The sequence below is a fragment of the Yoonia sp. R2-816 genome (assembly GCF_046762905.1).
In the GTDB taxonomy this organism is placed as follows: Bacteria; Pseudomonadota; Alphaproteobacteria; order Rhodobacterales; family Rhodobacteraceae; genus Yoonia.
This window is the reverse complement of the sequence record NZ_JBKQXN010000207.1, coordinates 304,815-328,912: the sequence shown is the minus strand read 5'-3', so window position 1 is coordinate 328,912 and position 24,098 is coordinate 304,815. Positions and strand designations below refer to the sequence as shown.

Annotated in this window: 22 protein-coding genes; 13 read left to right on the top strand and 9 right to left on the bottom strand. The window is 59.7% G+C overall.

Annotated features, from left to right (window positions below; translation table 11 throughout):
- Nucleotides 1–96: 96 nt before the first annotated feature.
- Both ACFWW2_RS13970 and ACFWW2_RS13965 read right to left on the bottom strand, forming a co-directional pair.
- Nucleotides 97–285, bottom strand: coding sequence for a hypothetical protein (locus ACFWW2_RS13970; RefSeq protein ID WP_393928738.1), 189 nt, complete (start codon nt 283–285; stop codon nt 97–99).
- Between the two features lie 28 nt (nt 286–313).
- On the bottom strand, nt 314–1,057 hold the full coding sequence (locus ACFWW2_RS13965) for a DsbA family protein (RefSeq protein WP_393928736.1): 744 nt from the start codon (nt 1,055–1,057) through the stop codon (nt 314–316).
- Between the two features lie 118 nt (nt 1,058–1,175).
- On the opposite strand from ACFWW2_RS13965, the gene ACFWW2_RS13960 reads away from it, so the two are divergent.
- Together ACFWW2_RS13960 and ACFWW2_RS13955 are read left to right on the top strand one after the other, a co-directional pair.
- Complete coding sequence (locus tag ACFWW2_RS13960; protein WP_393928734.1) at nt 1,176–2,321, top strand: pyridoxal phosphate-dependent aminotransferase; 1,146 nt, start codon at nt 1,176–1,178, stop codon at nt 2,319–2,321.
- Nucleotides 2,318–3,460: an N-acetylmuramoyl-L-alanine amidase gene (locus tag ACFWW2_RS13955; protein WP_393928732.1), complete on the top strand. Its 1,143-nt coding sequence runs from the start codon at nt 2,318–2,320 to the stop codon at nt 3,458–3,460. The genes ACFWW2_RS13960 and ACFWW2_RS13955 overlap by 4 nt, the downstream gene beginning before the upstream one ends.
- On the opposite strand, the gene ACFWW2_RS13950 is transcribed toward ACFWW2_RS13955, so the two are convergent.
- Nucleotides 3,457–4,068: a class I SAM-dependent methyltransferase gene (locus tag ACFWW2_RS13950; RefSeq protein WP_393928730.1), complete on the bottom strand. Its 612-nt coding sequence runs from the start codon at nt 4,066–4,068 to the stop codon at nt 3,457–3,459. The two genes, ACFWW2_RS13955 and ACFWW2_RS13950, sit on opposite strands and share 4 nt — an antisense overlap.
- 156 nt (nt 4,069–4,224) lie before the next feature.
- On the opposite strand from ACFWW2_RS13950, the gene ACFWW2_RS13945 reads away from it, so the two are divergent.
- From ACFWW2_RS13945 to ACFWW2_RS13925, 5 genes are all read left to right on the top strand, one after another.
- The gene (locus ACFWW2_RS13945) at nt 4,225–6,744 is read left to right on the top strand and encodes a penicillin-binding protein 1A (protein ID WP_393928729.1); all 2,520 of its coding nucleotides are present in this window, start codon (nt 4,225–4,227) and stop codon (nt 6,742–6,744) included.
- A gap of 70 nt (nt 6,745–6,814) precedes the next feature.
- Nucleotides 6,815–7,939 (top strand): peptide chain release factor 2, encoded by a 1,125-nt coding sequence (prfB, locus tag ACFWW2_RS13940; RefSeq protein ID WP_393928727.1) that lies wholly within the window; start codon nt 6,815–6,817, stop codon nt 7,937–7,939.
- 36 nt (nt 7,940–7,975) lie between these two features.
- A complete protein-coding gene (locus tag ACFWW2_RS13935) occupies nt 7,976–9,349 on the top strand; it encodes an amidase (protein WP_393928725.1) in 1,374 nt (457 codons plus the stop codon).
- On the top strand, nt 9,336–10,109 hold the full coding sequence (locus tag ACFWW2_RS13930; protein WP_393928723.1) for a DUF2189 domain-containing protein: 774 nt from the start codon (nt 9,336–9,338) through the stop codon (nt 10,107–10,109). Before ACFWW2_RS13935 ends, ACFWW2_RS13930 begins: the two co-directional genes overlap by 14 nt.
- 119 nt (nt 10,110–10,228) lie before the next feature.
- Nucleotides 10,229–10,831, top strand: coding sequence for a LysE family translocator (locus ACFWW2_RS13925; protein ID WP_393928721.1), 603 nt, complete (start codon nt 10,229–10,231; stop codon nt 10,829–10,831).
- 73 nt (nt 10,832–10,904) lie between these two features.
- On the opposite strand, the gene ACFWW2_RS13920 is transcribed toward ACFWW2_RS13925, so the two are convergent.
- The 4 genes from ACFWW2_RS13920 to bcp form a co-directional block, all read right to left on the bottom strand.
- Complete coding sequence (locus ACFWW2_RS13920; RefSeq protein WP_393928719.1) at nt 10,905–11,405, bottom strand: polymer-forming cytoskeletal protein; 501 nt, start codon at nt 11,403–11,405, stop codon at nt 10,905–10,907.
- Nucleotides 11,395–12,702: a DUF5930 domain-containing protein gene (locus ACFWW2_RS13915; RefSeq protein WP_393928717.1), complete on the bottom strand. Its 1,308-nt coding sequence runs from the start codon at nt 12,700–12,702 to the stop codon at nt 11,395–11,397. Before ACFWW2_RS13915 ends, ACFWW2_RS13920 begins: the two co-directional genes overlap by 11 nt.
- Before the next feature lie 170 nt (nt 12,703–12,872).
- The gene (locus ACFWW2_RS13910; RefSeq protein ID WP_393928754.1) at nt 12,873–13,670 is read right to left on the bottom strand and encodes a ferritin-like domain-containing protein; all 798 of its coding nucleotides are present in this window, start codon (nt 13,668–13,670) and stop codon (nt 12,873–12,875) included.
- A gap of 11 nt (nt 13,671–13,681) precedes the next feature.
- Nucleotides 13,682–14,149 carry a thioredoxin-dependent thiol peroxidase gene (gene bcp, locus ACFWW2_RS13905; protein ID WP_393928715.1) on the bottom strand — a complete coding sequence of 156 codons (468 nt, stop codon included), beginning with the start codon at nt 14,147–14,149 and terminating at the stop codon, nt 13,682–13,684.
- A 96-nt stretch (nt 14,150–14,245) separates the two neighbouring features.
- Here bcp and ACFWW2_RS13900 point away from each other — a divergent pair, with 96 nt between their 5' ends.
- The 6 genes from ACFWW2_RS13900 (at nt 14,246) to ACFWW2_RS13875 (ending at nt 22,840) form a co-directional block, all read left to right on the top strand.
- Nucleotides 14,246–17,539: an AsmA-like C-terminal region-containing protein gene (locus tag ACFWW2_RS13900; protein ID WP_393928713.1), complete on the top strand. Its 3,294-nt coding sequence runs from the start codon at nt 14,246–14,248 to the stop codon at nt 17,537–17,539.
- The gene (queA, locus tag ACFWW2_RS13895) at nt 17,536–18,591 is read left to right on the top strand and encodes a tRNA preQ1(34) S-adenosylmethionine ribosyltransferase-isomerase QueA (RefSeq protein ID WP_393928711.1); all 1,056 of its coding nucleotides are present in this window, start codon (nt 17,536–17,538) and stop codon (nt 18,589–18,591) included. The genes ACFWW2_RS13900 and queA overlap by 4 nt, the downstream gene beginning before the upstream one ends.
- Nucleotides 18,592–18,696: 105 nt before the next feature.
- Nucleotides 18,697–19,971, top strand: coding sequence for an MFS transporter (locus ACFWW2_RS13890; RefSeq protein ID WP_393928709.1), 1,275 nt, complete (start codon nt 18,697–18,699; stop codon nt 19,969–19,971).
- A 103-nt stretch (nt 19,972–20,074) separates the two neighbouring features.
- Nucleotides 20,075–20,656, top strand: coding sequence for a DUF924 family protein (locus tag ACFWW2_RS13885; protein ID WP_393928707.1), 582 nt, complete (start codon nt 20,075–20,077; stop codon nt 20,654–20,656).
- 102 nt (nt 20,657–20,758) lie between these two features.
- Entirely contained in the window at nt 20,759–22,153 is a 1,395-nt protein-coding gene (gene lpdA, locus ACFWW2_RS13880; protein ID WP_393928705.1) for a dihydrolipoyl dehydrogenase, read from the top strand.
- Nucleotides 22,154–22,381: 228 nt separating this feature from the next.
- On the top strand, nt 22,382–22,840 hold the full coding sequence (locus tag ACFWW2_RS13875) for a GNAT family N-acetyltransferase (protein WP_393928703.1): 459 nt from the start codon (nt 22,382–22,384) through the stop codon (nt 22,838–22,840).
- Here ACFWW2_RS13875 and ACFWW2_RS13870 read toward each other — a convergent pair.
- A complete protein-coding gene (locus tag ACFWW2_RS13870; RefSeq protein WP_393928701.1) occupies nt 22,837–23,346 on the bottom strand; it encodes a hydrolase in 510 nt (169 codons plus the stop codon). The two genes, ACFWW2_RS13875 and ACFWW2_RS13870, sit on opposite strands and share 4 nt — an antisense overlap.
- A gap of 67 nt (nt 23,347–23,413) precedes the next feature.
- The gene (locus ACFWW2_RS13865) at nt 23,414–24,037 is read right to left on the bottom strand and encodes a hypothetical protein (protein ID WP_393928699.1); all 624 of its coding nucleotides are present in this window, start codon (nt 24,035–24,037) and stop codon (nt 23,414–23,416) included.
- Between the last annotated feature and the right edge of the window lie 61 nt (nt 24,038–24,098).

The following is a 24,098-nucleotide window of genomic DNA, read 5'->3' as shown; positions in this document are numbered from 1 at the left end:
TTCTTCAATATATCTCTGAAATCGCGTCCTGAGTGCCAATGGCAAAGGTGCTGACATGATCCATCCTCCCAAACAGGATGAATCACATCTGATCCCTCAAGGGAATCCCCAGCGATTCAGGTTCAAACCGAAACGCTTTAGTGCGGGATCATCAACGCCCTGCAAGTCCCGCCGCGTCTGGTAGCGGATAGCAGCGTCGCCGGTGTTGAGCCAATCAAGAAGGGCTGCATGATCCATGCCGCCCTTGTTCACAAAAACGGACGCAGCGGCATTGATATCTGTCAATGCTGCGCATTAGCGGCTGTGCCGCTAGCTATTCGCTGCGCAGTTCGGCAAGCAGTTCTTCCATCTCAGCCAGTGGCACGAAGCCCCGCACCATCTGGTCATCAAAAACAAAGGTTGGTGTGCCGCTGATTTGTAGTTGCTGCGCTAGGGCGCGGTTTTTGGAGAGGATTTCTGTGACTATCGGGTCGTCCATCCGGGCGCTGATGGCTGCCGTATCAAGGCCAAGCGTATCCCCCAATCGTGTGAGGCTTTGCGCTGAGATATCGCCTCGGAATTCCATCAGGGTGTTGTGGACGTCCTTATAGGCCGCGTCCCCCGCGACCAGTTGCGTGGCGATGGCAAAGCGTGACGCCAGCACTGATTGTTCGCCTAGGATCGGGAACTCCTTGATCACGTAGCGGATATTGGCGTCGCTCGCGACAAGTGCTTCGATTTCAGGGAAGGCCCGTTTGCAGAAGCCGCAGCGGTAATCCATGAACTCGACCACGGTGATGTCGCCGTCCGGGTTGCCGCCCACAAAGGAATGCCCGTCGTTGAACAGATCATTGGCGAAGGTCTGCGCCATGAGCGTATCGTTCTGCTGTTGCGCCAGCTCTTCGCGCGCGCGCAAGACTGTGATGGCCTCGGCAATCACTTCGGGGTTTTCCAGAAGATAGGTGCGTATTTCGGCCTGAAATTGCGCCCGCTCCTCATCGCTCATCGCGTCCAGATCAAGGGCTGCCAGAGGGCTGGCGAGGGCGAGTGTCAGGGGCAGGGCGAGGCGGAGTTTCATGGGTGGCTCCTTGCGGGATGGGTCGCCCCGTCAGACCACATCCGCCGGAAATTGCCAAGGTGCATTGACGTCACATGCCGGTGAGGGGCAAACAGGCGTCAAAGAAATGAGGCAGCAGATGCGACACGCGACAAGGGGCGAGGTTGATCCGTTTATTGTAATGGATGTGATGGAGGCCGCCCGTCAGGCCGAGGAGGCGGGCCGTCATATCATCCATATGGAGGTGGGCCAGCCCGGCACCGGTGCCCCCGCTGCGGCGCGTGCGAAACTGGCGCAGGAACTGAGCGAGCCGTTGGGGTATACTGTCGGTCTGGGCCTGCCTGCCTTGCGCGCCCGGATCGCTGCCCATTATGCCGATTGGTATGGTGTTGATCTGGACCCGGCCCGCGTGGTGATTACCAGCGGTGCATCGGGGGCGTTTCTGCTGGCGTTTTCGGCCCTGTTCGACAATGCCGAGCGGGTGGGGCTGGGCACGCCCTGCTATCCGTCCTATCGCCAGATTTTGAAGGCCGTGGGCCTGACACCGGTGGATATTCCCACCACTTTTGCACAGCGGTTTCAGCCTTTGCCGGGTGATGTGGCCGCCCATGATCTGGCGGGGCTGATCGTGGCTTCGCCTGCCAATCCCACAGGCACGATGCTGGACCGGGATGCGCTGGCGGCACTGGCTGGTGCTTGTCAGGCGCGTGATGCGGCGCTGATTTCGGATGAGATTTATCATGGGATAGACTACGAGGCCCAGCCTGTGACTGCCTTGCAGGTCACCGATGAGGTTTATGTCGTCAATTCGTTTTCGAAGTATTTTTCCATGACCGGCTGGCGTGTTGGCTGGATGGTGGTCCCGACCGATCACGTCCGAAGGGTGGAGCGGTTGGCGCAGAATATGTTCATCTGCGCCCCGCATGCTTCGCAGCGGTTGGCCTTGCATGCGATGGATTGTCCTGATGAACTGGAGGCGAACAAGGCCGTTTACGCCGCCAATCGCGCTTTGATGATTGACGGGCTGAAGGCCGCCGGGCTGGACCGGTTCGCGCCGCCGGATGGCGCGTTTTATGTCTATGTCGATGTGTCGGCCCATACGGATGATGCCCGGGCCTTTGCCGCCGAGATACTGGATCAGGCGGGGGTGGCGGTGACACCTGGCCTCGATTTCGATGCGGCCCGTGGCCATCGCTGGTTGCGGTTTTCCTATGCAAGGTCGACGAATGATATTCGCGAAGGGCTGGACCGGCTGGCCATATTTATGGCGGCGCGGCGGGCATGATCCGGCTGGTGGCGATACTGCTGTTCTGCGCGTCATCGGTCTGGGCGGAGGTGCGGATTGATCCCGCCCGCAGCGTGGTGCGCGATGGCTGGTGGAGCCTGCGGGTTGAGCTGGGGTTGAGTGATGTCACGCCGTATCGGGTTTACACGCTGGATGATCCGCGCCGCCTGTTTCTGGAGTTTGAGGGGTTGGATGGAGATGGCGTTGACCTGTCCGATGTATTGGAGCCGGGGCGGGCCACCAACCTGCGATTGGAACCGATGCCAGATGGTTGGTCGCGGCTGGTTGTCACGTTGGCAGAGCCGATGGCCGTGGCAGAGGCGGGCATGCTGACCGTGCCGCAGGGTGCGGATTTGACGGTTGTTATGGAGCGGAGTTCGGTCGCGGCGTTTGCAGCGTCAGCGCGCAGTTCTGGCCTGAAGGCGGACGCGACCCTACCGGAGGAAGGTGTGCTTGATGCCGGGTTTGTCGTGGCCATTGATCCGGGCCACGGCGGGATTGATCCCGGGGCGGATCGGGGCGGTGTGCAGGAGGCGCCGCTAATGCTGCAACTGGCCCGCGAAGTGGCTGCAGCGCTGGCGGATATGGAGGGTGTGCAGGTGGTCCTGACGCGCGAGGCGGATGATTTCGTGTCGCTGGAACGTCGGATCAGCCTTGCCCGGGCAGCGGGTGCAGATCTGTTGATTTCGCTTCATGCCGATGCGCTGGAAGAGGACGAGGCGCAGGGGGCGTCGGTCTATACGCTGGGCAAGGATGGTGGCGATGCGGCGTCGCGACGGATGGTGGAGCGGCACGAGCGGGTCGATCTGCTGGAAGGTGTCGACCTGACCGGGCAGGGGGATCAGGTGGCCACAGTGCTGTTGGATATCGCCCGGCGGGATACGGGGCCCGAAGGCCAGCGCTTCGCCGATTTGCTGGTGCAACAGATGCGGGATCGTGGCGTGCGTTTAAACGCGCGGCCCCGCAGAGAAGGCCAGTTCGCCGTGCTGTCGGCGGCGGATTTCCCGAGTGTGCTGGTTGAGGCAGGGTTTCTGTCCAACGCACGCGACCGCGAGCGCCTGCTGGATGTCGGTGGCCGCGCGCCGCTGGTTCGGGCGATTGCCGATGCCGTGGCGGCTTTCGCCGCCCATGAGGGCTAGGCCCTGCGGAACTGAGCGAGCCAGATCGTGTGGCCGCCGCATGTGGGATCCTCTGGCACGAAACGCAGCACCTTGAATCCGTTTTCGGACAAGAGCGTGCGATAGTCGTCAGGCGCCAGCGACGCGTGGTAGATCGGTGCGCCAGCGACCTCTCCAATCGCTTCGCCGGCTATATGCCCGGAGGTGAACATCAAGGCAGCCCCAGGTGCAGCGTGGGCGGCGAAGGTGGCGAACATGGCGCGTTGGTCGTCGGCGGAAAGGTGAAAGAAACTGTTCCAGGCCAGCAAAGCGTCGAATTGCCGGTCGAGTTTCAGACCCCGCATATCTGCCTTGATCGCTTTGGCGCCCCGCACGTTTTCGGGATAAAGCGCCGTCATGCAATCGGTGGCATCAACGCCGGTCAACTGTGCGCCGCGTTCTGCCAGATAGCTGCCAATGGGTTTGCCTGATCCGCAGCCGATATCAAGGACCCGGACCACCCCGGTATCGCGCGGTGCGGCGGCCAGCATCCGGTCCAGCCAGGCCTTTTCCATCAGGTTGCGGTTGCGTTGTTGGGCCCATTCGGCCCCCACACGCTCGTAGGTCGGGATGACATCTTGTGCTTTCATGCCGCTGACCTGACCCGGATCATGATCCGTTTCAAGGGGCTTTGAAAAAGTGATCGGTGGCGTGGCGTCTTCTGGCCGAAAGCGACATTTGGCCTTTTGACCATTGCGGGTGGGCCGCGTATAAGCAGAGCAGATCATCAAGGACATCTGACCGTCGTGTTGCGCTTTATCCTCAATTTCTTTGGCGGCATTTTTACGCTGCTGACCCTTGGCACGATCATGGGCGCGCTGACCCTTGGCGGCATTTTCTATATGTATGGCCGTGATCTGCCGAGCTACGAGACATTGTCGCAATACACCCCCAAGACGATCAGCCGGATCTATTCCGGCGAAGGCCGGATCATTGATGAGTTCGCGGTCGAGCGTCGGTTGTTTACCCCAGCCGAGGAAATCCCGGATATCGTAAAGCAGGCCTTTATTTCGGCTGAGGACAAGAATTTCTATACCCATGCTGGCTATGATCCGATGGGCATGTTGTCTGCCTTTGTCGATGCGGTGCAGTCGCGGGGGGAAGATGTGCGCGGTGCGTCGACCATCACCCAGCAGGTGATGAAGAACTTTTTGCTGGATGGCTCCCGGTCGGCGGAACGCAAGATCAAAGAGATCATCCTGGCGGCCCGGATCGAAGGCGCGATGCCCAAGGAGCGTATTCTTGAACTGTATCTGAACGAGATTTTTCTGGGCCAGAACAGCTATGGTGTGACTGCTGCTGCGCTGACCTATTTCAACAAACCGCTGAGTGCGCTGACTCCCGGTGAGGCTGCCTATCTGGCGTCGCTTCCCAAAGCCCCGAGCAACCGCCACCCTGTGAATGATCGCGATACAGCCCTTTTCTGGCGCAACAATACCCTGCGTCTGATGTATCAGAACGGCTATATTGATCTGGCGACCTATAATGCAGAGCGTGAAGCACCGCTTTTGTCGGTGCAGGGTGGAGATTATCCCAGCTTCCGCGAAAACCTGCCGGATCGCGATTATTTCACTGATGAAATTCGCCGCCAGCTGAGCCAGAACTTTGGCCAGGAAGAGTTCTTTTCCGGCGGGCTGTCGATCCGCGCGACGGTTGATCCAGAATTGCAGGTCTCCGCCGCGCAATCCCTGCAGCAGGCCTTGGAAGAATTTGACCGCAGCACTGCAGAGTGGCGCGGTACCGGCGAGACAATTCCCGAAGAGGCGTTGGCCGATGAGGCCACATGGCGCGCCGCCCTAAGCGAAGCAGATGTGGCCCGTGACATTGAACTGGTCAATAAGTGGTATCCGGCTGTTGTGCTGGAAGTGGCCGAGAACCAGTTGCGTATCGGTATCGAAGGGCTGCTGGACACCGACGCCGAGCCGCAGGTTATCCCGCGTGAGGATATTCAGTGGATCCGTGGCGATTTCTTCGAAAACTTCACCCCCGGCGATGTCGTCCATGTCCGCAAGATGACTCAGGACAGCGATGGCGCGTTTATCCGCTGGACGTTGCGCCAGGTACCCGAAGTGCAGGGCGGGTTTATGGCGATGGACGTCAATACCGGCCGTGTCATCGCGATGCAGGGTGGTTTCAGCTATCAACATTCGGTGTTCAATCGTGCCACGCAAGCGCAGCGTCAGCCCGGTTCATCGTTCAAGCCATTTGTTTATGCGGCTGCGCTGGACAGTGGCTATTCGCCTGCAACCATCGTTGTGGACGCTCCGATTGAGATCAACACACCGCAGGGGACGTGGCGTCCCAAAAACGCGTCGAACCAGTTTTACGGCCCGACCCCGCTGCGCACCGGCGTCGAACGGTCGCGGAACCTGATGACCATTCGTCTGGCGCAGGAGATCGGGATTGATACCGTTGGCCGCTATGCCGAACGCTTTGGCGTGTATCAGGACATGAACCGGGTGTTGGCAGCCTCGCTTGGCTCGGACGAGACGACCCTGTTCAAGATGGTGGCCGCCTATGCGATGTTCGCCAATGGCGGTGAGCGGGTGGAGCCCACGTTGGTGGACCGCGTACAGGACCGTTTTGGCAATACCGTTTATCGCCATGACCAGCGCATTTGCGAAGATTGCACCGATGCGAACCTGCCTGCCGGGGAAGCCCCGCGCATCACGTCAAACCGCGACCGGGTGATGAATGAGATCACGGCCTATCAGCTGACTTCCATGATGCAGGGTGTGGTGGATCGCGGCACCGCCCGCAGTGCCATCAACCTGCCGGTGCCGATTGCAGGCAAGACAGGCACGACCAACGACGCCAAAGATGTCTGGTTTGTGGGCTTCTCGTCCAATATCGTCGCCGGTTGCTATATTGGCTATGACACGCCACGCACGCTGGGCCGTGGTGCCTCTGGCGGCGGGATTTGTGGCCCCGTGTTCAACCGCTTTATGACCGATGCCATCGAGAAATTCGGTGGTGGTCGTTTTGCGGTGCCTGAAAGCTGCCAGTTCATCAATATTGATCGGTTCAGCGGGGCGCGTCTGCCTGATGGTGCATCGGGTGACAATGTGATTGCCGAATGCTTCCGCCCCGGCGAGGAGCCGCTGTTTGGCATCATGTTTGATGGTGGGTTCGCGATGGCCGCTGACCTGCCGCTGTTTGACGAAGTGCCGCGCACTGGGCGTCAGGTCACCACATCGACCGGCAGCACCGCTACGGTTGGACCCAAGGCCACATTTGGCACCTTGTCATCGGGCGGGCTGTACTGACGCAAGCCTGCTTGCTGCGGTTCAAATCCCGCGTTATGACCCCCTGATCAGTTCAGTCCAAAGGTGCCCCATGCGCGCAGAAATCCAGAATACCGTGGAGGCGATTGAGAAGTCGCTGGCCCTGCTTGCCCAGCGGATGGATCGTGAAACCGCGCCGCATCGGCTGGAGGAATTCAACGCCCGCGTCGAGGACCCGACCTTGTGGGACGATCCCGAGGCCGCGCAGAAACTGATGCGTGATCGTCAGATGCTGGTGGATGCGATGGCCAATTACGACAGCATCAAGCAGGAACTGTCAGACAATCGCGAACTGATCGAATTGGGCGAGATGGAAGACGATGCCGAGGTTGTGGCCGAGGCGGAGGCGGCCCTCGTCAAGCTGAAGGACAAGGCTGCCCAGAAGGAGCTGGAGGCGCTACTTGATGGTGAGGCCGATGGCAATGATACGTTTCTTGAGATCAATGCTGGCGCCGGTGGGACAGAGTCGTGTGACTGGGCGAATATGCTCGCGCGGATGTATGTCCGCTGGGCCGAAAAGAAGGGGTATAAGGTCGAGCTGCAGTCAGAGCAGGCGGGTGATGAGGCCGGGATCAAATCCGCCAGTTACAAGATCAGCGGCCATAATGCGTATGGTTGGCTGAAATCGGAAAGCGGTGTGCATCGGCTGGTGCGGATTTCGCCGTTTGACAGTGCCGCCAAGCGCCACACGTCGTTTACGTCGGTGAAGGTGTATCCGGTTGTCGATGACAATATCGAGATCGAGGTGAACCCGGCGGATATTCGTATTGATACCTATCGGTCCTCGGGTGCCGGTGGCCAGCACGTCAACACGACCGATTCCGCCGTGCGGATCACCCACCACCCGACGGGCATCGTGGTGACAAGTTCGGAAAAGTCCCAGCACCAGAACCGCGATATCGCCATGAAGGCGCTGAAATCGCGTTTGTACCAGATCGAGCTGGATAAGCGCTCTGCCCTTGTCAATGAGGCGCATGAAAGCGCGGGCGATGCCGGATGGGGCAACCAGATCCGGTCTTACGTGCTGCAGCCCTACCAGATGGTGAAGGATCTTCGGACCAGTTACGAGACATCCGACACCAAGGGTGTTCTGGATGGCGATCTGGATGGTCTCATGGCCGCAACGCTGGCGATGGATATGTCCGGCAAGGGCCGGGACGCCGCGAACGCCGAATAGCTTGCCAATCCCGCTCTGCCGGGATTGGATGTCGGCATGGGAGAGTTTCTGGAATGGGATGCGTATCGGCTGTCTGCCGCAATCGCGGCGGGGCAGATCACAGCCGTTGAACTGATGCGCGCGACGCTGGATCGTGTGGCGCAGGTGAATCCATCGGTGAACGCCATCGTATCCTTGCGCCCAGAGGCGGAGTTGATGGCCGAAGCGCGGGCGGCGGATATGGTTCCTGCCAAGGGTCCGCTTCACGGGATGCCGATGGCAGTGAAGGATCTGGCCAATGTCGCGGGGTTGCCGACCTCGATGGGATCGCCCCTGTTTGCGGGCAAGCCTGCGCTGACGAGCGACATCATGGTGCAGCGGATGCAGGATGCGGGCGCCCTCATCATCGGCAAGACCAATACGCCGGAATTCGGATTGGGCAGTCACACTTACAATCCGGTGTTCGGGGCGACTCAGAACGCGTTGCTGCCGGGCTGTACGGCTGGTGGATCGTCGGGTGGGGCCGCAGTGGCACTGGCGACGCGCATGGTCTGTCTGGCGGATGGGTCGGATATGATGGGCAGTTTGCGCAATCCTGCTGGCTGGAACGGTGTTTACGGGATGCGGCCCACATGGGGGCGGGTTCCGGCAGAGCCTGTGGGTGAAATGTTTTTGCACCAGCTATCCACCAATGGCCCCATGGCGCGCTGTCCGCGCGATGTGGCGATGTTGCTGGATGTGCAGGCGGGCGCTGATCCGCGCCAGCCCTTTGGGTTGCCGGATGAGCCGTTCATGGACCATGTGCAGGCGGATGTGACCGGCCGCCGGATTGCCTGGCTGGGTGACTGGGGCGGCGCCTATCCGATGGAGGCGGGTGTGCTCGAGGCTTGTGCCGAAGGGGTTGCCCGGTTCGCGGATGCGGGATGCGTGGTTGAGGAGGTGTCGCCGCCTTTTGATGCTGCTGCGTTGTGGGAGGCGTGGATCACGCTGCGGTCTTGGGCCGTCGCGGCGAAGTTGGGCCCGATCTATGATCAGCCCGCGATGCGCGATCAGTTGAAGCCGGAGGCGGTGTGGGAGGTGGAACGCGGGCGTGCCCTGTCGGGGGCGGAAATCCAGCGCGCTAGTGCGATCCGATCTGACTGGTTCCGGACTGTGGTCCGATTGTTTGATGAATATGATGCGTTTGTCCTGCCCACCGCGCAATGCTGGCCGTTTTCGGTGGAGTGGGATTGGCCCAAGGAAGTAAGCGGCGTGATGATGGACACCTATCACCGCTGGATGGAAGTGGTCGTGCCGGTTAGCCTGATCGGGTTGCCATGCCTCGGCGTGCCGATGACCGGGCCGCGCCCGATGGGCTTGCAAATTGCCGGGCGTCCGCGCGATGATATCGGTGTGCTGCAATTGGGGGAGGCTTGGCATGGCATCAGCTGACACAATGAGCGGCGGAGCCGCGCGGCCAGAGATCAAGATCTTGCACTTTGCGGATGTTGGTGCGGTGCTGCGCGCCGGGCTGGCCGATTTCCGGCGCGCGCCGCAGTTCGGTCTGTTTTTCAGTGCGGTCTATGTGCTTGGCGGGTTCTTCATGCTTTGGCTGGGAGCCGGACATGTGACATGGACCCTGGCGACCTCGCTGGGCTTTCCGCTGCTGGCACCCTTTGCGGCGGCGGGGCTGTACGAAGTCAGCCGCAGGATGGAGAAGGAACAGCCATTGGAGTGGGGTGGGGTGCTTGGCATCGTCTGGGCCGAACGCACACGCCAATTGCCGTGGCTGGGCGCGATCATCGTCATCTACTTCCTGTTCTGGACCTTTCTGGCACATATGCTGTTTGCCCTGTTCATGGGGCTTTCGACCATGACCAATGTGTCGGAAAGCTGGGATGTCTTTCTCACAGTTAACGGGCTGATGATGATTGGGGTCGAACTGGTGGTGGGGGCTGTGCTGGCGTTCCTGCTGTTCTCATTGACGGTTGTGAGCCTGCCATTGGTGCTGGACCGCGAGGTGGATTTTGTCACTGCCATGCTGGTTAGCATGCAGACGGTGCGGGCCAACCTGCTTGTGATGCTGGTCTGGGCGGTGCTGATTGCGGTGTTGACCCTGCTGGCGCTGCTGCCGTGGTTTCTGGGATTGATGATCGTGTTGCCGGTGCTGGGGCATGCAACATGGCATCTGTACCGAAAGGCGTTGGCCTGATTTTTCCCCTTCATCTGCTGATTTCTTAGTCATGTCGATCGCAGGTGGATCAGCGGCGGGCGCTGCGTGTTGACATTCGCTGGGTGAATTCCACTGTGGAACGCAAAACGGAGTGTTCCATGGAATTCTCACATCTTATCGCGTTTAACGTGGCGCTTATTGCCGCCATTGTCAGCCCGGGTCCGGCGCTGCTGGTCGCGATCAGGACGACATTGAATTCAGGCAGGCAGTCAGGTGTAATGATCGGCCTTGGTTTAGCTATGGTTGCGTCATTGTGGACTCTCGCAGCGCTTCTTGGGCTTGAGGCGATCTTTGTCTTGTTTCCTTGGGCCTATACGCTGGTCAAGACTCTGGGTGCGGCATATCTGATCTACATCGCCTATGGCATGTGGGTCGGCGCGCGTGACCCGATCAGGTCCACCGACGCCAAGGCCGGTAACGCGTTCTGGCGGGGCGTGATGATCAATATCCTGAACCCGAAGTCCGTGCTGTTTGCGGCGGCGGTTCTGGTCGTCATCTTTCCGCCGGGCATGACGATGGCCGAGAATGCGCTTGTCGTTGTCAATCATCTGGCTGTCGAAACCATGTTCTATACCGGGCTTGCCTTTGCCATGAGCAGTGTCGCCGTCAGCAGGGCATATATGCGCGCAAGGCTGTACATCGACCGCGCTGCTGCATGTGTGCTGGGTGCCTTGGGTTTGCGGCTGTTGTTCAGCAGGTAAGCGCCGTTGCAGGCAGACACACGAAGAAGGGCGCCACGAGGGCGCCCTTTCTCAACCGGATCGGTCGACCTGATCAGCTTTTGGGCTTATCAGCAGGTGCCGCGGCTGGTGCTGAAGCCGGTGCCGCAGTCGTTGGCATTTTCTTGGCGCCTGTTGCCAGCGGATCGTCCTGACGCTGTACGGAGCCTTCGAAATGGGCGCCGCTTTCGATGGCGATTGTTTTGTGGATGATGTCGCCTTCGACCCGTGCGGTCGATGTCAGGCGGACCTTGAGGCCGCGCACACGGCCGACGACGCGGCCATTGACCACAACATCGTCAGCAACGACTTCGCCCTTCACCGTGGCGCCTTCGCCAACGGTCAGGAGGTGTGCGCGCACGTCGCCTTCGACCTGACCTTCGACATTCACGTCACCGGTTGTCTTGATGTTGCCGGTGATCAGCAGATCGGCAGAAAGTACCGATGCAGGCGGCTTGGCTGCTGGGGCACCTGTTTTGGCTGGTGCGGTTTTGGCAGCTTCCGCATTGTCGGCCGCTTTTGGGCCGGGTTCGTTGATTTTGGATTTAGAAAACATTTTGTCCCGCTCTTATATAGATCATTGGGTTGACTGGCTCGCCCCCAACGCGAACCTCGTAGTGAAGGTGTGGTCCTGTTGACCGTCCGGAATTGCCCATAGCACCAATTCGCTCGCCACGCGAGACTCTTTGACCCACGGTGACATCCATGGAGTTCAAGTGTGCGTATCTTGTCTCAATTCCGAATTCGTGCCGGATCTTGATCAGGCGTCCATAACCTGATGACCAGCCAGCATGAGTTACAACGCCATCCGCAGTCGAATAGATCGGCGTGCCGATTGGGCCGGCAAAGTCGGTGCCCGAATGCATCCGCCCCCAGCGCGGCCCAAAGCCGGATGTGAAGCGGAAGTTCGATTTGACCGGGATCGAGAACGGCGCCTTTTCGGCGGCAATCCGGTAAAGGTTGATACGGTCCATGGAGGTCAGGATGGCGTTCGCCCGCAATGCATCGGGGTCCGGCGTGCCGCCTCGCGTCGAGAATTGCAGCGGTGTCAGCGGCCCGCCGGTGCCGGAATAGCCGCGCCGCACCTGACTGATCAGGTTTTCAGGGTTCATGCCAGCGGCCCGGAACATTTCGTCAAGCGGCTCGACCGAGACCAGCATCGCCTCTTCCAGTTGGCGGAAGATCTGGTCGTTGCGTTCCTGCAGCAGGCGCAGTTCCAGTTCCATTTCCTGCGCATGGTCGATGGCGAATTCGGCATCAGCCGCGATCATGTCGCGTTCAGCGGCGGTTTCGGCCAGGGCGTTTGCCAGTAGATCGACGGTGCCTGCCGCATCTTCGCTGAGTGCTGCGACGGTGGGTCCGTCGGTTTCGGCGGTCAGTTCGGCCAGTTGGTCGCGCACTTCTTCACGGGCGCGCATGGTGTCGCGCAATGTGGCCTGCACGACCTCAAGCCCGGTTTCCAGTTCGCGCCGCTTTTCTTCGGTGGCCAGAAGTTCCGATTGCATGATCGAAATCTGTTGCAGCGCGGAATTGAACCGTTCCTGTGCTGCCAGAGCCTCGGCCGCGCGCATGTCCCGTTCGGACGAAAGCGCGTTGAGCCGCTGTTCATAGGTCATCTGGTCGCGTTGCGCCTGGGCGCGGAAGTTACCGGCGCCGATGCTGTCCATCAGAAGGATCGCTGTGGCAACGATTGTCCAGGCGACAACGATGGTACACCCGGTCCAGCCAACCAGCTGTGTTTCCGGTGTCAGCCGAATGAACCGTGTTTCGGTGTCAGAGCGCAGAAAGAGACGTCTTTCTGGAAACACCCGTTCCAATAGCGCGTGAATTCTTACTGTAAGTCGTGATCGCACGATGCGTTTCCCGTCCCGTCCCATTTAAACCGGTCCCCCAACCGGTGTCGTCATACTCTGTTAGACAGACAGACCAAGTGCTGCAAGATTTTTGAGCAGCAGTGGGGGATTTGCGCTGTCCACGCCCCGTTTGCGCGGGCTTTTGCCGATCTTTCGCGGCTTTGTTGTGTCTAAACTTTGGCTTTCGCGGCAAGCGGCCAATAAAAGTCCGGTGGTATCCCCGCCTCGGCCCGTTTTTCTTCGTTGAAGGGTGGTTTGAGACCGCCGTGAAAGTATTTGCGCACGAGGTCGTGGAAGACCCCGGCGGGGTCCAGATCGTGCCGTCCGCACAGGAAATGGAACCATTTGGAGCCATAGGCGACGTGGTGCACCTCTTCGGCGTAGATCACTTCGAGCGCTTCGACAGCTTGGGTCAGTTTGGCCTGTTTGAAGATCTTGATCATGCCGGGGGTCACGTCCAGCCCGCGTGCCTCAAGGACCATCGGCACCACGGCCAGCCGCCCCATCAGATCGTCAGCGGTGTCTTCTGCAGCGCGCCACATGCCCGCATGGGCGGGCAGGGCGCCATAATGGCTGCCAAGCGCCTCGAGGCAATCGCACATCAGGTTGAAGTGTTTTGATTCTTCGTCCGCCGCCTTGACCCAGTCGTCGTAGAAGCCGATCGGCAGTGTGGTGTCGGTGAAGCGCGCGATGATGTCCCAATGCAAGTCGACTGCGTTCAGTTCGATATGCGCGACCGCGTGCAGAAGTGCTATGCGCCCTGCCTCTGACCCCGGTTTGCGATGGGGAACATCGCGCGGGTCCAGAAGGTCCGGCTCGGCGGGGCGTGACGGGCGCGCGGGTGGTTTGGCTTGGCCGATGGCCGGGGTCTGGCCTGCGTGCCGTGCCGCCTGCCACTCCGCCGCGTATTTGCGCGACAGGGCTGTCTTTTCGCGGCCGTCGGCAGTGGTCAGCACCGCGACGGCCATTTCCGCCAGTGTCACAGCGCGCGGACCGCATCAAGCACCGCGTCCACATGGCCGGGGACTTTGACCTTGCGCCAGACCTGCACGATCTTGCCGTCGGCACCAATCAGAAAGGTCGCCCGTTCGATGCCCATGTATGTCTTGCCATACATGTTCTTTTCGACCCAGACGCCATAGCGTTCGCAGACATCGCCTTCTTCGTCGGACAGAAGCGCGATTTTCAGATCGTGTTTGGCGATGAATTTGTCGTGTTTTTTGACGCTGTCCTTGGAAACGCCGAGGATCACGGTATTCAAACCATCGAAGGCGGCGACATTGTCGGTGAAGCCAATCGCCTCTTTCGTGCAACCGGGCGTGTCGTCCTTTGGATAGAAATACAGCACGACGTTCTTGCCACTGAAATCTGACAATTTCACAATTTCGCCTCCGTCGCGTGGCAGGCTGATGTCGGGGGCGGTGTCACCCACGGCGGGATTTGTCATTTGGGCATCCTTTTGCAGTAACGCGTTTTCGTGGTTTTGTTTTAGCCCGCCACGGGCAAAGATAAAGGGTATGTTGACGCGGTGAGCGGAGCAGATGTGACAGAGGCCGAAAAAACCGACGAACCAGAGGTGGCCGCTGCGCCGCGCCCCGTATGGCATCATTGGTTGTTCTGGGTGCGTGCCTTTGTCTGGTTATCGCTGACCCCGATCTTTTTTGCGGCCGCTGCTGGCATTGTTTTGCTGGAACGCGATGTCAGCGCGCCGGACTGGATTGTTGACCGGATCGAGGCGCGGGCGGCGGAGTTGTTGAATGGTGGCGATCTGCGTTTTGGCGAGATCAGCCTGAACGTCGGTCGTGACCTGCACCCGACGGTTCGCCTGACGGATGTGCAGCTACGCGATGCCAACGGTACCCTGATCAGCCGCGTCCCGGTCGCCGAAGGGTTGATGTCGCCCCGTGGTCTGATCATTCAGCGCGAGGTACTGCTGCAAGAGATCAGGGTGACCGGTGCCCAGATCAATCTGCGCCGGGCACGGGACGGATCAGTGGCCGTGGCATTTGGGTCAGGCGCGCCGACGACCGGGCAGGCGGGATCATTGGCCGAACTTCTGGATCAGGCGGATGCCTTGCTGGAGCGTCCACAACTGGAAGCGCTGGAGATTGTCGAGGCCGGTGGCCTGATCGTGAACTTCGATGATGCCCGTGCCCGCCGCAGCTGGGTCGTGGATGGCGGCAACCTGACGCTGGACCTGCGTGGCGGTGAAACCGCGCTGCGTGGTGAATTTGCCCTTTTGTCCGGGCGGGCAGAGGTCACAACGGTTAATCTGTCCTATCGCAGCCCGCGCGGAAGCCGGTCTGCACAACTGGGTCTGAATATCAGCGATGCCGTGGCCAGTGACATCGCCACACAATCCCCCGCACTGAGTTGGCTGAGTGATGTGGACGCCCCGATCACCGCCGCCTTGCGTACCGAGCTGGATAGCGAGGGCGCGCTGGGGCCGTTGAACGGTGTGCTGGAGATCGGGGCGGGTGCCTTGCAACCCAACCCGGCCACGCAGCCGGTGAAGTTTGATGCCGCCAAGGCCTATCTGACCTATGATCCGGCACGCGACAGGATCACGTTCAGCGACATATCGCTTGAAACCGAATGGGGTCGGTTGCGGGCCACTGGGGATGCCTATTTGCGCGAATTTCGCGATGGGTTGCCGCAGGCATTGCTGGCGCAGTTTCGTCTGACCGACGTCGCGGTCAATCCGGCAGAGCTTTACGATGCGCCGGTGACGGTGGCCGAGGCGGCGGTGGATGTCAGGCTTCGATTTGCCCCGTTTGCGGTTGATGTCGGCCAGTTGGTTTTGACCGACGGCCCGACCCGCGTATCCGCGACAGGCGAGGTCAGGGCCACGGATGCAGGCTGGCGCGTGGCGATGGATGCGTCGATTGATCAAAGCCCGGTTGTGGATTTGCTGCGCTATTGGCCGGTCAGCGTCAAACCCCGGACCCGTGGCTGGTTCGAAAAAAACGTGACTGAAGGCCGGATTGTGGATGCGGTGGCGGGGCTGCGGATTGCGCCGGATACGCCTGCGCAATTTGCGACACATTTCGGTTTTGATGGTGCCAGGGTGCAGTTCATGCGGACCATGCCGCCGATTGATGACGGGACCGGCACGGTGTCGATTATCGGCAAACGTCTGGTCATTGCCTTGGATGACGGTATCGCCGCGCCGCCCCAAGGGGGACAGATGCAGTTGGCGGGGTCGGTCTTTGCGATCCCGGAAATGGGCATCCCCAATCCGCCGGCTGTGCTGGATCTGCGTATTGCCAGTTCGGCCACTGCGGTGCTTTCGGTGCTCAACCAGCGCCCGTTTGAGTTTCTGGACAAGGCCAACCTGCCAGTGACCCTTGTTGATGGTCGCGCGCGTGTTGATGGCCGGATTGAAATGCCGCTTAAGCCGCGCATCACCAATGAAGAGATCAGTTTCAACATGGCCGCTGACCTGACAGGTGTCCGCAGCGAGGTTCTGGTGCCGGGCCGCAGGCTGGCCGCGCCGCGCATGCGGGTCGCGGCGGATCGTGGTGGCCTGACAGTGGGCGGGCCTGTGCGTGTGGGTGACGTGCCGGTGGATGTGGTCTGGTCCAAGGCGTTCGGCCCCGAACATGCGGGCCAAAGCCGGTTGCAGGGTGAGGTGGAACTGTCGGAGCGGTTTCTGGATGAGTTCGGTATTGCCTTGCCGCCCGGTTCTGTCCGTGGGGCAGCGACGGCTGATCTAACGATTGATCTGCAAACCGGCACGCCACCGCGTTTTTCATTGCAGTCGGATATGCGGGGGCTGGGTGTCGGCATTGCCGCCTTAAGCTGGGACAAGGCCCCGGGTCAAACCGGTGAGTTGCTGGTGGAAGGATCGTTGGGACCGGTGCCGGAGATTGCGACCCTCGCGATCCGCGCGCCGGGGCTGGAGGCGGATGGCCGTGTTGATCTGAATGCAGATCGTCAGTTGGAGGCCGCGCGGTTTGATCGTTTGCAGGTGGACAACTGGCTGGATGCGGCGATCACTTTGCGCGGGCGTGGTGCGGGCCAACCGGTGGGAGTGGAAATTGATGGTGGCACGGTCGATCTGCGCCGCGCGCGGTTTGGTCCGTCGCAAGGGCAGGGTGGTCCGGTGCAGATCAGGCTTGACCGTCTGCAGGTGTCCGAGGGTATTGCCCTGACCGGATTTCAGGGTGATTTCAATGGTGCTGGCGGGTTTTCAGGCCAGTTCAGTGGTCAGGTCAACGGGGCGACGCGGGTGCGCGGGTCAGTTGCCCCCCGAAACGGGCGGTCAGCCGTCCGGCTGGTCAGCGATGATGCTGGCGGTGTAGCGCGGGCTGCGGGATTCATGCGTAATGGTTTGGGTGGATCGCTTGATCTGACGCTGTTGCCAGCGGGCGGTGCCGGCAGTTTTGACGGTATTCTGGCCGTGCGCGGTTTGCGGGTGCGTGATGCCCCGACGATGGCCGCCCTGCTGGATGCGATCAGTGTGGTGGGGTTGTTGCAACAGCTGGACGGGCAGGGCCTGTCCTTTGACGAGATTGACGCAAGGTTCCGGCTGACCCCGGCGCAGGTGATCGTCACAGAGGCCAGTGCCGTGGGTCCTGGTCTTGGCATTTCTGTGGATGGCATCTACACGCTGGCCAGCAAACAACTGGACCTGCAGGGCGTCGTGTCACCATTTTACCTTGTGAATTCAATCGGATCGGTCCTGACCCGTCGGGGTGAGGGGCTGATTGGGTTCAACTTTAACATCACTGGCTCCGCCAATGCCCCAATCGTGAGCGTCAACCCGCTTTCGGCACTGACGCCGGGGATGTTCCGCGAGATTTTCCGCCGTCCGGCCCCGGTGATCGGGCAATGAAACTCAGTGAATTCGATTTTGAGCTGCCCGAGCGGCTGATCGCGACCCGCCCTGCGCGCCCCCGGTCATCGGCGCGGCTATTGCTGGCCGAGGGTGATGCGATTGCCGACCGGATCGTGTCGGACCTGCCGCAGATATTGCGCCCCGGTGATCGGCTGGTTCTGAATGATACCAAGGTGATCCCGGCCCGCCTGACGGGTTTGCGCCACCGGACGGGCGAGGCTGGTGCCACCTCGGCCCGGATCGAGGTGACCTTGCTGGAGCCGCAGGCGAATGGCGATTGGGCGGCGTTGGTCAAGCCGCTGAAGAAGATCCGGGATGGTGAGATCATTGTCTTTTCCGGTGGGTTGTCTGCCACGGTGATGGGCCGGGCGGATGGCCAGGCGTATCTGCATTTCAACCTGTCTGGCGAAGATTTTGATGCCGCGCTGACAGAGGTTGGGGCGATGCCCTTGCCCCCTTATATCGCGGCCAAGCGTCCGGCGGATGAGGCGGACAAACTGGATTACCAGACTTATTGGGCGCGCCGGTCCGGTGCAGTGGCGGCGCCGACGGCGTCGTTGCATTTCGACGGCCCGCTTCTGGCGGCCCTTGAGGCCCGTGGCGTGCAGTTCACCCATGTGACCTTGCATGTGGGGGCGGGGACGTTTCTGCCGGTGAAGGTGGATGATGTGCGCGATCACAAGATGCATGCCGAATGGGGCGAGGTGACCGCGACCGCGGCGGAAGAGATCAACGCGACCAAAGCGGCTGGTGGCCGGGTCATTCCCGTGGGCACCACGGCGCTGCGGCTGATCGAGAGTGCGGCGACGGATGGTGTGCTGCAACCATGGGACGGGCCGACGGATATCTTTATCACGCCGGGGTTTCAGTTTCAGATTGCCGATGGGTTGATGACGAATTTTCATTTGCCCAAGTCGACGCTGATGATGCTGGTATCCGCATTGATGGGGATAGACCGGATCAGGGCGATTTATGCCCATGCGATTGCCCGGGAGTATCGTTTCTTTTCCTACGGGGATGCGTCGCTTTTGTTGCCGCCCGAGGACTAAAACCTTCAAAGGCGCGAACAGGCGCGACCGCGTCGTTTTCATGTGATGAATTGGTAAGGGAATCGTGAGATAGCCCGGTTCTGCCAGTCATTGAAAGGGCATGAAATGTTTCAGGTTTTCGCCGGTTCATGGGCCCTTTTTCTGGGGATGTTCATGCTGATGATTGGCAACGGCCTGCAGGGCACGTTGCTGGGCCTGCGGGGCGATATCGAGGGGTTCAGTACTTTCAGCCTGTCGGTTGTCATGTCGGCCTATTTTCTGGGGTTTCTGTTCAGTTCCCGCTATACCCCGGAGCTGATCCGCAGGGTCGGTCATGTGCGCGTCTTTGCGGCACTGGGGTCGATGATATCGGCTGTGCTGATCCTCTATCCGGTGCTGGTTGAGCCTTGGGCCTGGACCATTGGTCGGGTCATCATCGGGTTTTGCTTTTGCGGTGTTTATATCACCGCTGAAAGCTGGCTGAATGATGCGTCGTCAAACGAGACGCGGGGCAAGGCGCTGTCGCTTTACATGATTGTGCAGATGGCGGGGATCGTGTTTGCGCAGTGGATTGTCAGTCAGGGCGATGTGTCTGGCTATGCGTTGTTCATCATCCCGTCGGTGCTGGTGTCGCTGGCCTTTGCCCCGATCCTTTTGTCGGTGCGTCCGATGCCTGCCTTTGCCTCGACCAAGCCGATGACGATCCGGCAGGTGATCAACGCCTCACCGCTCGCCTGTTTCGGGATGTTCATGCTGGGCGGCGTGTTTGCCGCGCAATTCGGTATGTCGGCGGTTTATGGTAATCGGGTCGGCTTGACTGTTGGCGAGATTTCGCTGTTCGTTTCAGCGATCTATATCGCGGCACTGGTCCTGCAATATCCGATTGGCTGGCTGTCAGACCGGATGGACCGCCGGGTACTGATCATCTGGATTTCGCTGTTGGGCGGGGCCGGATCGTTGATCGCTTTTCTGATCCCCGGAAATTATGCGCTGATCCTGATCAGTGGTGCGATCGTGGGTGGCACATCGAACCCGCTTTATGCCCTTCTGATCGCCTATACCAATGATTATCTGGAACGCGAGGATATGGCTGCAGCCTCTGGCGGGTTGTTGTTTATCAATGGGTTAGGGGCGATTATGGGGCCGCTGATTGTCGGGTGGATGATGGACGGGCTGGGGGCCAACGGGTTCTGGCTGTTCACCGCGATCCTGATGCTGACGGTTGGGTTTTACGGGCTTTATCGGTCAACGCAGCGGAGCCGCAAGACCATGGATGCCGAGGCCGTGCCTTATGCCGCTGTTTCTGCGGCATCGACCCCTGTCGTGGCTGAGGTGGCACAGGAGGTCTATATCGAGGCGGAAGAGGAGGTCGGGCCGGAGGGAAATGCTCAACCACTGTGACATATCGAAAGATCACGTGATCAATGGTGGAAACTGCTACCTTGCAAGGCTTTGATTTCTCTGCTTCCCTGACGTTAGGGGGACGCGATTAAGGAGTGGTGCCGTGGCAACCGCAGACGAAATTCTGGCTTTTTGGCTGGATGAATGTAACCCCTCAGACTGGTATCGGTCGGATCCTGATTTCGATGCGATGATCCGCGATAGATTTGAAGAGACCTGGAAGCAATCCTATGAGGGTGCGCTGGGGCTTTGGCTGACCTATCCGTCGGGCACGCTGGCCTATATCATCCTGACCGACCAGTTTCCGCGCAATATGTTCCGTGATGACGACAAGGCGTTTTCGACCGATCAATGCGCCCTGGCCGCGGCCAAGATGGCGATCGACCGCAATTGGGATATGAAGATCGATGAACCGGCCCGGCAGTTTTTCTATCTGCCGCTGATGCATTCGGAGAACCTGTGTGATCAGGACCGTGCGGTCAGGCTGATCCATACCCGGATGCCGGAACATGGATCGGGCAATGAACAGCATGCGCAGGCGCACCGGCAGGTGATCCGCGATTTTGGTCGTTTTCCCTATCGTAACAATGCGTTGGGCCGCAAGACGACCCCGGCTGAACAGGCCTTTCTGGATGCGGGCGGTTATGGTGCGGCGATCCGGGCGGTCCAGCAGGACGCTGGATGATCCGCTTTGCACGGATTGATTAGCGGCTATGACGCAAGGTCACTAGAGGTTCGGCGGAAAGTAGTTTAACGTTCAACCAAATTGCATTTGGAGGGCGTTTGCATGGCTGCGAAGAACTTTGACTTGATCGTGATTGGTGCCGGTCCGGGCGGCTATGTCGCGGCGATCCGCGCCGCACAGCTGGGCATGAATGTCGCCGTTGTGGAGCGCGAGCATCTTGGCGGTATCTGCCTGAACTGGGGCTGTATCCCGACCAAGGCGATGTTGCGGTCATCCGAAGTTTTCCACCTGATGCATCGCGCCAAGGAATTTGGCCTGAAGGCGGATGGTATAGATTACGATCTGGACGCGGTGGTCAAACGGTCGCGCAAGGTGGCGGGCCAGTTGGCGGGTGGTGTTGGCCATCTATTGAAGAAGAACAAGGTGACCGTCGTCATGGGCGACGCAACGATACCGGCCAAAGGTAAAGTGTCGGTTAAGGGTGAGAAGGGTGCCGAGGAGCTGACCGCCAAGAACATCATACTGGCCACCGGTGCCCGTGCCCGCGAATTACCGGGGCTTGAAGCCGATGGTGATCTGGTCTGGACTTACAAACATGCGCTGGTGCCCCCGCGGATGCCCAAGAAGCTGCTGGTCATTGGATCGGGCGCGATCGGGATCGAATTTGCCAGTTTCTACAACACGCTGGGTTGCGAGACGACTGTGGTAGAGGTCATGGACCGTGTGTTGCCGGTCGAAGATGCCGAGATTTCGGCCTTTGCCAAGAAGGCCTTTGTCAAGCAGGGCATGAAGATCATGGAGAAATCCATGGTCAAGCAGCTGGATCGCGCCAAGGGTAAGGTGACCGCCCATATCGAGGCTGGCGGCAAGGTCGAGAAGATGGAATTCGATACTGTTATCAGCGCTGTAGGGATCGTTGGTAATGTTGAGGGGCTGGGTCTGGAGGAACTGGGTGTCAAGGTGGACCGGACCCATGTTGTCACTGATGAATACTGCCGCACCGGAGTCGATGGTGTTTATGCCATTGGTGATATCGCTGGTGCCCCGTGGCTGGCCCACAAGGCATCGCATGAGGGTGTGATGGTCGCCGAACTGATCGCTGGCAAACATGCCCATCCGGTCAAGCCGGAAAGCATTGCGGGCTGTACCTATTGCCATCCGCAGGTCGCGTCGGTTGGCTATACCGAAGCGAAGGCCAAGGAGTTGGGCTTTGACGTGAAGGTGGGTCGTTTCCCCTTTATCGGCAACGGCAAAGCCATTGCTTTGGGTGAGCCTGAGGGCATGATCAAGACCGTTTTCGATGCCAAGACCGGGGAGCTTCTGGGCGCGCATATGGTGGGTGCCGAGGTGACTGAGCTGATCCAGGGTTATGTTGTCGGCCGTCAGTTGGAGACGACCGAGGAAGACCTGATGCATGCGGTGTTCCCGCACCCGACCTTGTCGGAGATGATGCATGAGAGCGTGCTGGATGCTTATGGTCGCGCTATTCATTTCTAAGACGGGGATGGGTTAAAACCCATCTTACGGTGCCGCGCGGTGGTCGCCAGCTTTCGGGTGCCGAATCATGTGTTAATGCTGGTTTTGCAGGCAAAATGGGCTGTCGGCGTTGCGTCGGATAAGCGTCGGCAAAACGTCGGACCCCACCGTACGGTGGGGGTGGCTTAATGCAGCGCGTGGTTGGATGTGTAAACGGCGCGGTAAGGTTTTCAGCACAGGAGGTCGGACATGATCCGGGAGGCTGTTGCGGCGGATGTGCCGCAGATCGTGGCGCTGTTGCATGACGACCCGCAGGGTGCGCGGCGTGAGAGCCTATCGCCTGACGTGCTGCCCCGCTATCAGTCGGCGTTCGCGCAGATTGCCAGCGATCCGCAAGCCGTGTTGTTCGTGGCCGAGATGGACGGGGCTGTCGTGGGCTGTTTGCAGATGAACATGCTTGCAGGATTGTCCTATCAGGGTATCACGCGGGCCCTGATCGAGGATGTCCGTGTGGCGACGTCATATCGTGGGCGCGGGCTTGGGCGTCAGTTGATGGATGCCGCGACCGCGCTTGCCACGGCGCGCGGGTGTGGATTGGTGGAGCTGTTTGTTCATAACGAAAGGGCGGACGCGCATGCGTTTTACTTGGCCTGCGGGTTTGAAGGGCAGCACCGCGGTTATCGCCGCCAATTGGATACGCCGGACTAGTCCGTGCGCGCCACGCCGATGATGTAGTTTTTCCCATAGGCTTTGGCGCATTTCGGGCAGGTCGTGTAGAAGAAATAGATTTCTTCCGATGTGCTGCCTTTTGATTTCGCGAGGTCTTTCATTTCTTCGTACCAGTTTCCGGCCTCGCGGTAGGGACCTTCGAAGACCTTGGTGATGAAGTTTCCGCCGAGATGCACGGTTTCTTCGTTCCCGACGGGTTTGGAGATTGAAAACAGATGTTCGGCTTTCCAGGCTGACAGGTCCCGGCTCAGTACGATCATGTTGTCATTGTCTGACGCACCCGCGTCATCAATATGGGTTTGAACTCGGGTGAATACTGATCCCATGTTCAGTGGGATGTGCATCGCGCTTTTTGTTGTAGCGCGGACAAAGGGCTTGTCCTTTAGATGCAGTTCTTGCCCATCCCAGCCTTCAGGGTTGAATTTCGGGCAGCAGCCGGTGGTGTTGATGCTGTCATCGAAATGTGGAAGTGCGTTGGTTTGCATCGGTGCCCCTCCTTCTTTGGTGGCATGCAATTCTAGCGGTGGACGGGGCAGGATGGATTGAGATGCCTCAATGATCTGGGGGGCTTTGATCGATGTCCTGCAATTTGAAACAGTCATCGCAGATGCAATGCGTGATCCGGGTGTGATCCGGTCCGCCCTTGCGTGCAAATTCCTCGGTATCGAGCCAGTCATCGCCGCCAATCGGCGCAAACTGAACCCGCTGACACCAACTGCACAGTCTGACAATCGGTCTGTCGTCCTTGGTGTCGAGCGGCAAATCCCGATGCCGCCGAAACAGGTTGATGGGCGGCCGATCATGAGCTTCGACTTCGACAGATTGAAACAACACCTCGTCCTTAGTGCCTGAACCTGGCAATGCGCTGATTGTCTGGCGAATACGTCGCAGACGGGCGGGTGCATCACAGCGAAAGTCGAGGACCAACTGCGTGTCCGGCCGATCAACGACCCTTGCCACGACCTGTTTCAGTTGTTCCCTCAAGTCCGCCCCGCTGACATAATCAAAGAGGTTCTGGCCTATCAGTGTATCCGCGCGCAAATCTGGAGCGTCGTTATGGCAGGCAAACGCATCCCAGTGTTTGCTGCCAATACTTGATATGTTTCCGTCACGATCGATGACGAAGGCGATCCCTTGCAATGCATCAAGACCATTGCGGTAGTCACCGGTTTTCATTCTTGTCCTCCCGATGTGAGCAGCTTGAGTTTAGGAAGCGCTGCGCGGGAGTTTATGACAT

Bases quoted from the DNA above. Each gene is read 5' to 3' on its own strand.
- ACFWW2_RS13910 (WP_393928754.1), bottom strand. From the start codon at position 13,670: ATGGCCGTCGCGGTGCTGACCACTGCCGACGGCCGCGAAAAGACAGCC.
- ACFWW2_RS13870 (WP_393928701.1), bottom strand. From the start codon at position 23,346: ATGCAAACCAACGCACTTCCACATTTCGATGACAGCATCAACACCACC.
- ACFWW2_RS13950 (WP_393928730.1), bottom strand. From the start codon at position 4,068: ATGAAAGCACAAGATGTCATCCCGACCTACGAGCGTGTGGGGGCCGAA.
- ACFWW2_RS13960 (WP_393928734.1), top strand. From the start codon at position 1,176: ATGCGACACGCGACAAGGGGCGAGGTTGATCCGTTTATTGTAATGGAT.
- ACFWW2_RS13890 (WP_393928709.1), top strand. From the start codon at position 18,697: ATGTTTCAGGTTTTCGCCGGTTCATGGGCCCTTTTTCTGGGGATGTTC.
- lpdA (WP_393928705.1), top strand. From the start codon at position 20,759: ATGGCTGCGAAGAACTTTGACTTGATCGTGATTGGTGCCGGTCCGGGC.
- prfB (WP_393928727.1), top strand. From the start codon at position 6,815: ATGCGCGCAGAAATCCAGAATACCGTGGAGGCGATTGAGAAGTCGCTG.
- ACFWW2_RS13965 (WP_393928736.1), bottom strand. From the start codon at position 1,057: ATGAAACTCCGCCTCGCCCTGCCCCTGACACTCGCCCTCGCCAGCCCT.
- ACFWW2_RS13955 (WP_393928732.1), top strand. From the start codon at position 2,318: ATGATCCGGCTGGTGGCGATACTGCTGTTCTGCGCGTCATCGGTCTGG.
- ACFWW2_RS13920 (WP_393928719.1), bottom strand. From the start codon at position 11,405: ATGTTTTCTAAATCCAAAATCAACGAACCCGGCCCAAAAGCGGCCGAC.
- ACFWW2_RS13935 (WP_393928725.1), top strand. From the start codon at position 7,976: ATGGGAGAGTTTCTGGAATGGGATGCGTATCGGCTGTCTGCCGCAATC.
- ACFWW2_RS13875 (WP_393928703.1), top strand. From the start codon at position 22,382: ATGATCCGGGAGGCTGTTGCGGCGGATGTGCCGCAGATCGTGGCGCTG.
- ACFWW2_RS13865 (WP_393928699.1), bottom strand. From the start codon at position 24,037: ATGAAAACCGGTGACTACCGCAATGGTCTTGATGCATTGCAAGGGATC.
- bcp (WP_393928715.1), bottom strand. From the start codon at position 14,149: ATGACAAATCCCGCCGTGGGTGACACCGCCCCCGACATCAGCCTGCCA.
- ACFWW2_RS13930 (WP_393928723.1), top strand. From the start codon at position 9,336: ATGGCATCAGCTGACACAATGAGCGGCGGAGCCGCGCGGCCAGAGATC.
- queA (WP_393928711.1), top strand. From the start codon at position 17,536: ATGAAACTCAGTGAATTCGATTTTGAGCTGCCCGAGCGGCTGATCGCG.
- ACFWW2_RS13925 (WP_393928721.1), top strand. From the start codon at position 10,229: ATGGAATTCTCACATCTTATCGCGTTTAACGTGGCGCTTATTGCCGCC.